The 11,375-nt window shown below is 39.0% G+C and carries 18 protein-coding genes; 7 read left to right on the plus strand and 11 right to left on the minus strand.

All coding sequences use genetic code 11. The features are described 5' to 3' along the window. Window positions 1–57: 57 nt before the first annotated feature. Both J7E77_RS21875 and J7E77_RS21880 read right to left on the minus strand, forming a co-directional pair. Window positions 58–423: a HesB/IscA family protein gene (locus J7E77_RS21875; RefSeq protein WP_214716983.1), complete on the minus strand. Its 366-nt coding sequence runs from the start codon at window positions 421–423 to the stop codon at window positions 58–60. A 166-nt stretch (window positions 424–589) separates the two neighbouring features. After that, window positions 590–829, minus strand: a complete 240-nt coding sequence (locus J7E77_RS21880; RefSeq protein WP_088089474.1) for a YuzB family protein — start codon at window positions 827–829, stop codon at window positions 590–592. 225 nt (window positions 830–1,054) lie between these two features. Here J7E77_RS21880 and J7E77_RS21885 point away from each other — a divergent pair, with 225 nt between their 5' ends. Beyond that, window positions 1,055–2,122: an NAD(P)/FAD-dependent oxidoreductase gene (locus J7E77_RS21885; protein WP_214716984.1), complete on the plus strand. Its 1,068-nt coding sequence runs from the start codon at window positions 1,055–1,057 to the stop codon at window positions 2,120–2,122. 46 nt (window positions 2,123–2,168) lie between these two features. Here J7E77_RS21885 and J7E77_RS21890 read toward each other — a convergent pair whose 3' ends face one another. Continuing rightward, window positions 2,169–2,495 carry a YuzD family protein gene (locus J7E77_RS21890; protein ID WP_214716994.1) on the minus strand — a complete coding sequence of 109 codons (327 nt, stop codon included), beginning with the start codon at window positions 2,493–2,495 and terminating at the stop codon, window positions 2,169–2,171. 135 nt (window positions 2,496–2,630) lie between these two features. Here J7E77_RS21890 and J7E77_RS21895 point away from each other — a divergent pair, with 135 nt between their 5' ends. Continuing rightward, the gene (locus tag J7E77_RS21895) at window positions 2,631–2,888 is read left to right on the plus strand and encodes a NifU family protein (protein ID WP_246869831.1); all 258 of its coding nucleotides are present in this window, start codon (window positions 2,631–2,633) and stop codon (window positions 2,886–2,888) included. A 64-nt stretch (window positions 2,889–2,952) separates the two neighbouring features. Here J7E77_RS21895 and yutH read toward each other — a convergent pair whose 3' ends face one another. Further along, window positions 2,953–3,963, minus strand: coding sequence for a spore coat putative kinase YutH (gene yutH, locus J7E77_RS21900; RefSeq protein ID WP_214716985.1), 1,011 nt, complete (start codon window positions 3,961–3,963; stop codon window positions 2,953–2,955). Between the two features lie 197 nt (window positions 3,964–4,160). Here yutH and J7E77_RS21905 point away from each other — a divergent pair, with 197 nt between their 5' ends. Then, window positions 4,161–4,673, plus strand: coding sequence for a phosphatidylglycerophosphatase A family protein (locus tag J7E77_RS21905; protein ID WP_214716986.1), 513 nt, complete (start codon window positions 4,161–4,163; stop codon window positions 4,671–4,673). A 32-nt stretch (window positions 4,674–4,705) separates the two neighbouring features. Here the strand turns inward: J7E77_RS21905 and J7E77_RS21910 are convergent, their stop codons facing one another. The 4 genes from J7E77_RS21910 to J7E77_RS31275 all read right to left on the minus strand — a co-directional run bounded on the left by J7E77_RS21910 (window position 4,706) and on the right by J7E77_RS31275 (window position 6,422). Next, entirely contained in the window at window positions 4,706–5,470 is a 765-nt protein-coding gene (locus J7E77_RS21910; protein WP_214716987.1) for a TIGR01457 family HAD-type hydrolase, read from the minus strand. 67 nt (window positions 5,471–5,537) lie between these two features. Next, entirely contained in the window at window positions 5,538–5,975 is a 438-nt protein-coding gene (locus J7E77_RS21915; RefSeq protein ID WP_214716988.1) for a DUF86 domain-containing protein, read from the minus strand. Window positions 5,976–6,003: 28 nt separating this feature from the next. Then, window positions 6,004–6,282, minus strand: coding sequence for an EAL domain-containing protein (locus J7E77_RS21920; RefSeq protein ID WP_251027081.1), 279 nt, complete (start codon window positions 6,280–6,282; stop codon window positions 6,004–6,006). 17 nt (window positions 6,283–6,299) lie between these two features. Beyond that, complete coding sequence (locus tag J7E77_RS31275; protein WP_285290648.1) at window positions 6,300–6,422, minus strand: hypothetical protein; 123 nt, start codon at window positions 6,420–6,422, stop codon at window positions 6,300–6,302. 208 nt (window positions 6,423–6,630) lie between these two features. Between J7E77_RS31275 and J7E77_RS21925 the strand changes: the two genes are divergently transcribed. Further along, window positions 6,631–6,897, plus strand: a complete 267-nt coding sequence (locus J7E77_RS21925) for a DUF3055 domain-containing protein (protein ID WP_088089483.1) — start codon at window positions 6,631–6,633, stop codon at window positions 6,895–6,897. 58 nt (window positions 6,898–6,955) lie between these two features. Then, complete coding sequence (locus J7E77_RS21930) at window positions 6,956–7,246, plus strand: cytosolic protein (RefSeq protein WP_214716990.1); 291 nt, start codon at window positions 6,956–6,958, stop codon at window positions 7,244–7,246. Window positions 7,247–7,275: 29 nt separating this feature from the next. Here J7E77_RS21930 and J7E77_RS21935 read toward each other — a convergent pair whose 3' ends face one another. Then, window positions 7,276–7,551, minus strand: a complete 276-nt coding sequence (locus J7E77_RS21935; RefSeq protein WP_066258581.1) for a YutD family protein — start codon at window positions 7,549–7,551, stop codon at window positions 7,276–7,278. 115 nt (window positions 7,552–7,666) lie between these two features. On the opposite strand from J7E77_RS21935, the gene J7E77_RS21940 reads away from it, so the two are divergent. Continuing rightward, window positions 7,667–8,305, plus strand: coding sequence for a YhcN/YlaJ family sporulation lipoprotein (locus J7E77_RS21940; protein WP_214716991.1), 639 nt, complete (start codon window positions 7,667–7,669; stop codon window positions 8,303–8,305). A gap of 38 nt (window positions 8,306–8,343) precedes the next feature. Here the strand turns inward: J7E77_RS21940 and lipA are convergent, their stop codons facing one another. Continuing rightward, a complete protein-coding gene (gene lipA / locus J7E77_RS21945) occupies window positions 8,344–9,261 on the minus strand; it encodes a lipoyl synthase (protein ID WP_214716992.1) in 918 nt (305 codons plus the stop codon). A 209-nt stretch (window positions 9,262–9,470) separates the two neighbouring features. Here lipA and J7E77_RS21950 point away from each other — a divergent pair, with 209 nt between their 5' ends. Further along, window positions 9,471–10,469, plus strand: coding sequence for a M23 family metallopeptidase (locus tag J7E77_RS21950; RefSeq protein WP_374102996.1), 999 nt, complete (start codon window positions 9,471–9,473; stop codon window positions 10,467–10,469). A gap of 27 nt (window positions 10,470–10,496) precedes the next feature. Here the strand turns inward: J7E77_RS21950 and yunB are convergent, their stop codons facing one another. Further along, window positions 10,497–11,282 carry a sporulation protein YunB gene (gene yunB, locus J7E77_RS21955; RefSeq protein ID WP_214716993.1) on the minus strand — a complete coding sequence of 262 codons (786 nt, stop codon included), beginning with the start codon at window positions 11,280–11,282 and terminating at the stop codon, window positions 10,497–10,499. Window positions 11,283–11,375: the final 93 nt, after the last annotated feature.

An 11,375-nucleotide genomic window follows, 5' to 3' on the forward strand; every position in this document is an offset into this window, starting at 1 on the left:
CCTTTTGTCTACAATCTGAAGCGTCCCTCAGCGGGACGCTTTTCCGTGTTCAATATTTTAGCATTCTTCTGGTGTACCTGTTGTTGTAGCCGTTCTAAACGAAGAGCCACAGCCGCATGATGCAATGGCATTCGGATTCTCAATCGTAAAACCGCCGCCCATCATTGATTCTTTAAAATCAATCTTCGTCCCTTGTAAAATTGCAGCACTCTCTTTATCGACCAGCACTTGAATCCCGAATTGTTCAAACGTTAGATCATCTTCATTAACTGTATGCTCAAAGCCCATACCATAAGACAAACCGCTGCAGCCACCGCCTTTTACGCTGACTCGTAACAGTGCACCTTCTTCTTCGTTATGCTTCATCATTTCTTTAATATGGAGCGACGCTGCTTCTGTTAAAATAACCACTTCATTACTCATTGTATTTCCCTCCCTAAATGAGGCTTTTATTAAATTATATACACAGATTGTAAACTACTCAACTAAATTGAATCTTATTAACTAATATATGGAATAATAAAAAATAAGGGAGCGGCAATGCTCCCTTATTTTATTCATACTGTTGAACTTAGCGCTTCCGCTTTTCTTAAAACATTGGATTTTCTTCTAGATATTGATAAATGTTATCTACCAACTCATCGGCTGTTTTTCCCGTTACCACTTCGCCATTTACAAGAGCATATAGTGTAGTTGCACATTTCCCGCAATATCCAAGACATCCATATTCAATAATATCCAAGTTAGGATCTTTTTCTAATTTTTCAAGTGCCTTTTGTGCACCATTAGCAAGATTGCTAATACAAAATTCAATGATGGGTTGAATCATTGCCTTCACCTCTCCACAACTACATATCCTACTCTATTTCATTTGCTTCGTCAATTACCATGTTTACCCTGCTGATGTCAAGAAAATCATGAATAATGTTGTTATTTCGACCCATTTTAGATATACTCGTATTTGGTAAAGAAACGAAAGAATTACACTACTTTTTTTTATTGCATTCAGCCAATTTTTTAATATGAAAACCGGATATTCAAAGGGGAAATAATAATGAAAAACCTTGTAATTTTAGGTGGTGGATACGGTGGGATGAAGATTTTAAACGAACTTCTTCCCAACAATTTACCAGAGGACGTAACGATTACTCTTGTGGACCGTGTACCCTACCATTGCTTAAAAACGGAGTACTACGCATTAGCCGCAGGCACGATTTCAGACAAAGAAGTCCGTGTTGCTTTTCCGGAACACCCTCGATTAGAAGTAAAATATGGTGAAGTAATCGCCGTTGATACAATGAACAGAAGAATCGTAATGAAAGATGCAGAACCCGTCGCCTACGATGATTTAATTATCGGTCTTGGCTGTGAGGACAAGTACCATGATGTTCCCGGTGCAGATCAATTCACTTACAGTATACAGAGTATCGAAAAGTCCCGCCTTACTTACTCCGTCTTAAACAATTTGGGACCTGGCTCGGTTGTGGGTATTGTGGGAGCCGGACTTAGCGGTGTAGAGTTAGCAAGTGAATTAAGTGAAAGCCGTGAAGATCTAAACATCAAATTATTTGATCGGGGAAAACATATTCTTTCCTCTTTCCCGGAACGTTTAAGCAAATATGTTGAAAATTGGTTTGTGAAAAACAATGTTGAAATTATCAACGGTTCCAATATTACCAAGGTAGAAGAAAATGTATTATACAATCACGATCAGCCTATTCATTGCGATGTGATTGTCTGGACGGCAGGAATTCAAGCCAATAAAATTGTCCGCGATATGGACGGGGAAAAAGACGGAATGGGCAGACTAGTCCTTACCCCAATTCATCATTTACCAAATGATGAACATGTTTTTATACTCGGGGATTGTGCAAGTCTCCCCCATGCACCAAGTGCTCAATTAGCAGAGGGACAGGCTGAACAAATTGTTGAAGTCTTAAAGAGACGTTGGAAAGGTGAAGAACCGCCTGCTTCCTTCCCACAAATTAAATTAAAGGGTATCCTTGGTTCCCTGGGGAAAAAGCATGGTTTTGGGATGATGGCAGACCGCGCTATTACAGGACGCGTCGCCCGTATGTTGAAAACTGGGATTTTATGGATGTACAAGTATCATAATGGATGAATAAACAAGAAGAAGCATTCCGATGTCGTTGGAATGCTTCTTCTCATTAAATTGCTTTATACCCATATTTCTCTAGTTCTGAAAAAATAGTTTTTAAGCGCGGGTTCCCTTCGCCAACGACTTTTTCTTTAATGACAACTACCGGGTAAAACATATCCTCTTCGACCACTTTTTTGGCAAAATCGAGTTGTTCATTCTCCCCAGTGGGCTGGTAAATATCAACGTACGTCATTTTAAAAGGTTGATCCGGAAATTTCCTAGCTATAGCTGCCTCCAGCCATTCAAACGTTTCTTTGGAAGAAGGTAAATTTACACAACTTGGGCATAATTGTTCCGCTCCATAAACAACAATTTCTACTTCTTGACTATTCATCATATGATTCCTGCCTTTTCCTTTAAGATTGACTACCTTATTTATACTATACAAACAAAGAAAATGTCTTTAAATGTGTGTTTTCCTAATTTCTGATAATGGATTTTTAACGCCGATGACATTATAATATAAACTATAGGAAGGGAGTCGATTCATTTGGCAGAACAAGAAATTTTTGAGCAAGTTCAAGAAGTATTAGATAAATTACGTCCATTTCTTCTTCGCGATGGCGGAGATTGTGAATTAGTAGATGTGGAAGAAGGCATTGTAAAACTTCGCCTGTTAGGTGCATGTGGAAGCTGCCCAAGTTCAACAATCACACTTAAGGCTGGTATTGAAAGAGCTCTTTTAGAAGAAGTTCCTGGTATTGTTGAAGTAGAGCAAGTTTTCTAGTAATAATCCTTATTTTAAAAAAGCGATGCCTTTTGAGGCAATCGCTTTTTTTATGTTAATTTTTTTAATAAAGCCATTCTAATAGGGGAAGTTTTAAAGTCTTAATGGGCGCATCCGTTAGTTGATAAAAACCAGCTAAAAACCGCTCATATTCGCCAGACTGCCGTAAAATTCTAGTTAACTTCTCCTCCAATACCTTTTTATCCTGTTCCGATGTGGTTATATAATAACTCTCGATGCATTCAAAGTAATGAAGTGGAAAAATTAAGCGCGAATATAATAATCGCCATGTAAAAGGCGACAATGGAGAAATACTTTGGTACTCTTCAAAAAATCGTTTTAATTCCACATCATAGGTTTGGAAATTGTGAAGGTATCTTTCTCTTGTCCATTCAGCTAGGTCACGGCTGCGATGGTCAAAGACCCAATCGAATGGGTTTTTTATCATATAATTATTGAGTGGCCCCCATGTTTTTTGGGTAAAACGTTCATGACAAACAGTGCCGCTATCTGTTTCCAATGGTTCATCATCGATTTCGGTATCCACTAAATATTGAATAGCATTCTCTGTTAACCCTAGATAATAGGGGAAGGAATCAATAAACATTCGTTGAAACTCATCTTCAGGTGTTTGAAAAAGCAGCCCATTCCAAACCTTTTCCATTTGCTCAAGCCGCTTTTCCCATAATGACTTCCATTGGCCAATCCTGCTGGACCTCTCTATTTGAAAGGTAACCCTTCTCCCACGTTCATGAAATCTAGCCAATTTCCTCCCCAATTTTATTTTTCGCTGTGCTTCCGTTTGTCGATTGGCCAAGACACAATATTTATTTTGTTCCCATGTCGTAATAAGATGACCTTCTTTCGATTGCAAAAAGACGAGGACATTTTGATCGCCATAATTTCTTAAATGCTGCGATATTTTTTCAAGCTCGGCAAGATCCTCTTCTTCCTTGCCAGTTGGTTTGGAGATTAAGTAGAGCCAGCCATTTCCTCTTAACGCATCGTAAGTATCTAATTTTACATATTCATCCACCGTAATGCCATATTGATTTTCCAGCATTTTCTGAAGCATTAAGGTCCCACCTCATTTCTTTCCCTTTTCTTACCTCATGTATATGTATTTAGGTTAAAAAACTTGTTCCTGAATAACGAAGAAAAATGATGGAGAATATAAGTGTTTATCCATGCTCTTTTTTAAGGTGAATTTGCATAAGTTAGAATAATAAAGTATATATTTAGTGAAAATCTATGGAAAAGGTGATCAGAGGAATGGCAGACGACAAAAACGTAAATCTAACCGAAGTAACTGCACGCAGATGGCTGAAAGAAAGAGGCGTTGAAGTACAGGACATCGCTGATTTAGTTTTCTTTTTACAGGAAAAGTATCACGAAAATTTGAAAATGGAAGATTGTTTAGCGAACGTGGAACGCGTTCTTTCAAAACGTGAAGTACAGAACGCAATTTTAACTGGAATACAGCTGGATATACTTGCTGAAAAAGGAATGCTTGAAGAGCCTCTTCAATCCATCATTGGAACAGATGAAAGCCTCTATGGTGTAGATGAAATTCTAGCCTTTTCCATTGTAAATGTATACGGTTCAATCGGTTTTACTAATTACGGTTACATCGATAAGTTAAAGCCAGGGATTTTAGCGCATTTAAATGATAAATCAACGGGAGAGTGCCATACCTTTTTAGATGATATTGTTGGTGCGATTGCAGCGGCCGCATCAAGCAGACTCGCACACCGGGCAGCACGCGAGGAAAAAGAGAAAAGATAGGTTAGAAAAGGATGGGGTTGCCCCATCCTTTTTTACATCTCCCATTGATCTAAGGAATCAACGGTATAGGTTGGCTTTCGGTTATAGCCGGAAAGCAGTTCTTTTGTCGTTACACCCGTATGAACTAATAAAGTATCCATACCTGCATTCATACCTGCTAAGATATCCGTATCATAGTAATCTCCAACCATCAACGTCTTTTCTTTTGGTGTTCCTAGTACCTTTAAGGCCTGGTCCATTATGATTGCTTCAGGTTTGCCGATAAAAATTGGCTTTGTTTGTGTGGAAACCGTAATAACTGATGTAAGTGAACCATTCCCTGGAAGCAAGCCTCTTTCTGTAGGTATGGCTATATCGCCATTTGTGGAAATGAATGTTGCTCCATTTCGAACGGCCAAACAAGCCACCGCCAATTTTTCATAACTAATCTCCCGATCAATTCCCACTACCACAAAATCGGCATCTTCTCCGCCAAAGTTTATTCCCTTCTCTTCTATGGCTGTCTGAATGCCTTCTTCACCAATCACATAAACAGAAGCATCATTTTTTCGTTCATAGATATAATTAGCTGTCGCTTGGCTGGTTGTAAAAACCTGCTTCTCATCCGCGGGAATATCAAACTGGGTCAACTTCTCAGCCACCTGTGCCGGTGTTCTTGATGAGTTGTTCGTCACAAATAAATACGGTATTTGTTGATCGCGAAGTTTTTTTACAAAATCGGATGCTGCTTCAATTCGCTCTGTCCCTTTATACATCGTTCCATCTAAATCAATTAAATAGCCTTGATACTTTTTCAAGATTCATCACTCCTAAAATCTATTATGACCATATAAAACAAAAAGACCGCGAAAAACGGCCTGATCATTAGTTCTTAAACGCCGAAACCGGGCCTAATTCATTGGCAAGATAATCACGGACATTGGCTGCAAAATTAACCAGTTCATGTAAATGTTTTGAAAAGACCTCTTGCAGTTCCAGGTGATCAACATCCGTATAAGATTGGACAAGTCTTTTTCGATACTGAATCAGGATTTTTAAACCTTTCCCCGTTTCAGCCGAAATCACCTTTTCATCCATTAAAATATCAATGATGTCATCGTAACTGCCTGGGTCCCGCATAATAAACCCATCAATCATCGAATTTCCGACATCCAAAACCGACTCAATCATCATATGGTTTAAACGCTCTAACGCTGCCTTTTCAAGCGGGGTGGACCACTCCTTTTGACTTAAGAATAATTTTATTTGCGTTTCTAAATATTTTAAGATTTCTTCAATTTTTTCTCTGTCAACAAAATACATCGTATCACTACCTCCATTTTTCTATATGCTACATTTTTACAAGCGCTGCTGGACGTGCATAAAAGAATCCTTGCGCTAAGTCAACATTATTTCTCTTAATAACGGATGCTTCCTCTTCGTTTTCGATGCCTTCTGCGACCACTAGGGATCCCGCTTCTCGTGCGATTAGCATTAAGCCCTGCAACATCGATTCTTTCACCGAATTTTTATCAATATTTTGAATAACGGAACGATCTATTTTAATAATATCCGGCATGATTTCACTAATAATACTCAAACTAGAATACCCGGCACCAGTATCGCCCATGGCAATTCTATACCCCATTAATTGGAATAGACCATTTCATTCCATTCGGATTTGACTCTTTTCTCTGCCATTGCAATCGCCTGACTGCGGGCAATTTCTACCGAATGCATGATGGAATAATTCTTTTTTTCAATTAACATATAACCTGATTCAAACTCTGGTTGAAGTATTGGATATAGCCTTTTGAGAATTCAGATTAATTGTAACATAATTTGACATCGTTCGTGTTTTTCGATTCCTAAAAACTTGTGAAAATTTAGGAAAATTCTTTACTCCCCTAGATTCACTTTATTTGTTACTATATAGAAGATGTCGAAAATACGTATTTTTTATTAAGGAGACGGTTAGATGAAAGAACGCTTTTTCTTATACGATGATACAGAAGATACAAAAACAAGATTTGTCAGCTTTGTTGGTGAAAATCAACGCTTTGATTTAGCGATTGTTCAAAGTGACCGCCATTTCGGAAAACATCTGGTTCTTGATATGCAAGGAAGCCGATTTGCAATCATTGGTCTAGACGATTTGCAAGAGGAAGGCTATTTAGAGTACGCTTTTCAGTTGAATGATGAAGATGCAGAGGAATTAAGATCCTTTTTAATGGAATTAATTTAATGTGTAGTCATGAATTACACTCCCTTTGAAAATAATAGTAGTAAAAGGGGGATTAAGCATGACAAAAAATGAAGAAGAAAAATATACGGAATTATCCAACGTCGAAAAACAAAGGAACTTTCTTACGGCGGAAGAATATCCGGAAGGTCCTTATGGTTCTCCAATCCGTAAAAACGAACCGGTTCAAAACAAAAGCACACCTTGGACAGATGGACAACGTCCATACAGCGCCTTTAATTACGAAAATAAAACACTGCATCAAGATCTTCCACGGCAGATGGACGGGGCACATCCAACACACGATGACCCTGAGAAAGATGAACAGCCACCCTATATGGAAACAACGTAAAAGAAGGGCCAGTTTAGCTGACCCTTCTTTTATTTCTTTACTTTTTTCAAGACAAAATATGCACAGCCAAAATTGCAGTATTCATAAAGGTATTCACTTAGTGTACTAATTTTTGTATCAAACGTGGCTTTTTGGTTTTGGTCGTCGAAAAAGCCCTTTAACCGAAGTTGACCATAACCCCAATCGCCAACAACATAATCATACCTTGTTAAAATATCACTAAATCTTGCTTTAAGGGCTTCCTCATTAAAGCCGTTTCTATGTTCTTGGACCATTTCATAAACAGTGTTGTTCATAATAATCATGATATTTCACCTCTTTTGCCAGCTAATTCCTATTAACCATTATAACCGATTCCCCATCAATTACTAAGAAAAAAAATCCTCTAAATGGCTATTCTAATAAAAGGAGGTGTTGAAATTGAAAAAATTAGTCATAATCTTGGGATTATGTACAATGACAGCTTTAACAGGGTGCACTAAGGATATGGGAAACCGTGATGTGTATGAAGAAAGTGGTAATACCATAAATGTAAATAATAAAAGGCATGACCTTTACAATGAAGGGGCAAGCCGTGGTGTTCGTAACGTGAGCAACAATTATGGATTTGTCCGCCATCAAAAGAGTCCGTTGATGAATGATAATACGGCTAATGACCACTTTACAGCCCTAAATCGTGAACAGGTGGCGAATATCATCAGTAAATACAGTACAGAAATTCCCAATGTAAATGATGTCGCTACACTAGTGACAGACCAAGAAGTATTAATTGCGTATGATACAGATTCAAAAGATCGCAATTTGACGGCTGACCAAGTGAAGAAAACGGCGATGTCTGTCGTTCCAAGATATTACCATGTCTTCGTTACTGACAATAAAGTACTAATGAGGGATGTAGAAAATCTCGCAAACCTTGACTCCACAAGCAGGAACGCCCGGAATTTGGTTAATGGGCTAATTAAGCAAATGAAAAAATCCCCACAAGGACAGCGAATGAACGCAAGTGAGGACGAAAATGGACTCACACCCGATGATATTATGGGCAGGAATAACAAATAAATTAAAGAGTTCAGTCACTTTGACTGAACTCTTTGGTTTTAAGCTTGTTGTGCTTCTTGTTCACCAAGGATTTGCTTGTGTTTTGCTGCAGCATTAACTTGCTCATCTGCATGATAGGATGAGCGGACAAGCGGGCCTGCTTCACAATGGCTAAAGCCTTTACTAATTGCAATTTGTTGTAATTCTTTAAATTCATCAGGGCTATAATATTTCTCAACCTTCAAATGACCTTTTGTCGGCTGTAAATATTGGCCAATCGTCATAATATCGATATGATTTGCTCTTAAATCATCCATAACTTCGATTATTTCTTCCTTCGTTTCCCCTAAGCCAACCATTAAGCTGGATTTTGTTGGAATATTAGGCTGCATTTCTTTTGCCCGACGAAGAAACTCAAGGGAACGGTCATATTTAGCCCGGGCTCTAACTCTAGGTGTCATCCGTCTAACCGTCTCAATGTTATGGTTTAAGATATCAGGTTTAGCATCCATTAATACACGTAAATTTTCTTCTTTTCCTCCCATATCGGAAGGCAGAACTTCAATACTTGTAAATGGATTTTTCCGGCGAATCGCTCGAACCGTTTCCGCAAAAATGGCTGCCCCCCCATCCATGAGATCATCACGGGCTACCGCGGTTACAACCACATGTTTTAAGTTCATCAATTGAACAGAGTCTGCAACTCGTTCTGGTTCTTGCCAATCAAGCTCTGTAGGTAAACCCGTTTTAACCGCACAAAAGCGGCAGGCACGAGTACAAGTATCCCCAAGAATCATGAAGGTAGCCGTACGTCTTTCTGCCCAGCATTCATGTATATTAGGGCAGCGTGCTTCTTCACAAACCGTGTGCAGATTCTTTTCACGCATCATTTTTTTCAAGCCCGTATAGGACTCGTTAGTATTTAGTTTTATTTTTAACCATTCCGGTTTTCTTAGAATTTCTTCTTTCTTACTCACGTTCAGCACACCCCTTGAAACGATATATATATGTTTCTATATGTTGTCACTTTAACATACTGAAATAATATCGACAAGCAAATCGGTTTAAATTATTTAGTGTAAACCATGTTGATTCAGCTAAAATCTCGTTTACCATTTATTAACCATAATGAAATGGTTTAGAAAACATAAACTAACCTTGTACATTACTCGGAAGGAGGATTCTTGTGCGGGCTGTTCTAATCATCGGAACCTTTCTTTTATTCTTTACCACTTCATTCACGGTCAGGGAGGCTCAAGCAAAAACAAACGAAACTGATCCATATCAAGAAAGAATGAAGCTTTATAAGAAGGTTGAAACGGTTACCCAAATTCCTTGGTATTACTTAGCGGCTATTGATCAATATGAAAGAAGCATCCGCCAGGTCCGCAGAGACTTACCTAAACCAGATAGCGTAATCGGCATCTATTTTCGTCCAGAAGAATGGGCTGGTTTAACCAATCCAAATCCTTTGGAAAAAAACCCAGCAATCATCCAGTTTTTTGATGGAAAAGGTGTGGATGGGGATGGGGATGGAAAAGCGAGTCTTAAAAATGATGAGGACGTCCTTTATTCGTTTGCCAATTATCTACTTTCATACGGAATTGATCATGATAATATAAAAATCGGCTTATGGAATTACTATCATCGCGATAAAACCGTTAGTATCATTACTGGAAAAGCAAAAATATATCGACATTTTGGCCGGATTGATTTAGATACACAAGTATTCCCAGTACCTATCCGAAGCAATCACAGTTACCGGAGTACCTGGGGGTCTGCCCGCGGCTGGGGTGGACGCAGGATTCATGAAGGCACCGATATTTTTGCTGGCTACGGTGTTCCGGTTCGAGCAACAAACTATGGCATTATTGAAATGAAAGGCTGGAACAAGTTTGGAGGATGGCGTATCGGCATTCGTGATATCAATAATACCTATCATTACTTTGCCCATCTCAGCGGTTTTGCTAAGGACTTAAAGGTCGGCCAAATTGTTGAGCCTGGTATGATTATTGGTGGTGTAGGGAGCTCAGGGTACGGCCCTCCAGGAACCTCAGGAAAATTCCCTCCCCATTTACATTATGGGATGTACAAAGACAACGGTGTGACCGAATGGTCTTTTGATCCCTACCCTCATTTAGCTAAATGGAAACGAATGGAGCGGATGAATGCCAGGAAAAAATAGGACTGTCCATGGTGGATAGTCCTATTTTTAGTTCCCCGATTTTTTGGAGTCCGACTGTTTATCTGGAAGCTGTATTGATGGAGTTACTCCGCCGCCACTATTGTAGAATTGCGGGACATCTCCTTGTATGAGTGATCCGTCGACTGGAATACTTTGGGTAAGCTTTGTTATTTTAGTCGCAAACGGTGTGATGATTTGGACGGATACTTCGATATGAATGGAAACATCGACCCAGGTATTGTTAATCCCCATATCTTTTGTCTCAATTTTAACATCTGGTTCCACTTCGCCAATGGCATGAAACTTTACGGGGATCTTCGGACCAAAATTTCCTAATAAGGAGATATTTGTTGCTTGCCCTAGAGGGACATACCAAATAATTCCCTCTTCCTTTTCCGAATTATGCGTTTCGATTTCTACATCCGTTAACTGCTCTAACGAGGCAAGATCACCTTTTTTGGCTGCTTTTAGGTTTTTTTGAATTTGAGCGGTTGTTTCCGCTAAGACTCGGTTTATATAAACTGTATTGAGTTTAACGTTGGAGGCCTTGCCATTTTCACTTGGTAAAATCACAATGACGTCATTTTCTTCACCTGTGTCTGTTGTCCGTTTTGTAATCGCCTTATTAATAACAAGGGAAGCAATATTACGGGTTTCGGAAGTAGCAATTCTCATTAATGTCGGCTCAATCCCCTTATTCACGAGCCATAAGCCGGTGGCAGTTGAAAATAGAAAAAAGACAAACGTCAATAGCATGACATAACGGAAAGGCAACGGTCCCTTCCTCGGAAGCCGCCTGCGAAACTTCGCCAAAAAAATCACCCCTTCAAGCTATATGTATGCTTTATAATGGGGAACTAATCCATAAAAAAAAGCCCGCATGGTAGACTAACCTAAGAAAATGAG

The sequence above is a fragment of the Bacillus sp. ISL-77 genome (genome assembly GCF_018613105.1).

Bases quoted from the DNA above. Each gene is read 5' to 3' on its own strand.
- J7E77_RS21875 (WP_214716983.1), bottom strand. From the start codon at position 423: ATGAGTAATGAAGTGGTTATTTTAACAGAAGCAGCGTCGCTCCATATT.
- J7E77_RS21880 (WP_088089474.1), bottom strand. From the start codon at position 829: ATGATTCAACCCATCATTGAATTTTGTATTAGCAATCTTGCTAATGGT.
- J7E77_RS21885 (WP_214716984.1), top strand. From the start codon at position 1,055: ATGAAAAACCTTGTAATTTTAGGTGGTGGATACGGTGGGATGAAGATT.
- J7E77_RS21890 (WP_214716994.1), bottom strand. From the start codon at position 2,495: ATGAATAGTCAAGAAGTAGAAATTGTTGTTTATGGAGCGGAACAATTA.
- yutH (WP_214716985.1), bottom strand. From the start codon at position 3,963: ATGCTTCAGAAAATGCTGGAAAATCAATATGGCATTACGGTGGATGAA.
- J7E77_RS21905 (WP_214716986.1), top strand. From the start codon at position 4,161: ATGGCAGACGACAAAAACGTAAATCTAACCGAAGTAACTGCACGCAGA.
- J7E77_RS21915 (WP_214716988.1), bottom strand. From the start codon at position 5,975: ATGTATTTTGTTGACAGAGAAAAAATTGAAGAAATCTTAAAATATTTA.
- J7E77_RS21920 (WP_251027081.1), bottom strand. From the start codon at position 6,282: ATGGGCGATACTGGTGCCGGGTATTCTAGTTTGAGTATTATTAGTGAA.
- J7E77_RS31275 (WP_285290648.1), bottom strand. From the start codon at position 6,422: ATGTTAATTGAAAAAAAGAATTATTCCATCATGCATTCGGTAGAAATT.
- J7E77_RS21925 (WP_088089483.1), top strand. From the start codon at position 6,631: ATGAAAGAACGCTTTTTCTTATACGATGATACAGAAGATACAAAAACA.
- J7E77_RS21930 (WP_214716990.1), top strand. From the start codon at position 6,956: ATGACAAAAAATGAAGAAGAAAAATATACGGAATTATCCAACGTCGAA.
- J7E77_RS21935 (WP_066258581.1), bottom strand. From the start codon at position 7,551: ATGATTATTATGAACAACACTGTTTATGAAATGGTCCAAGAACATAGA.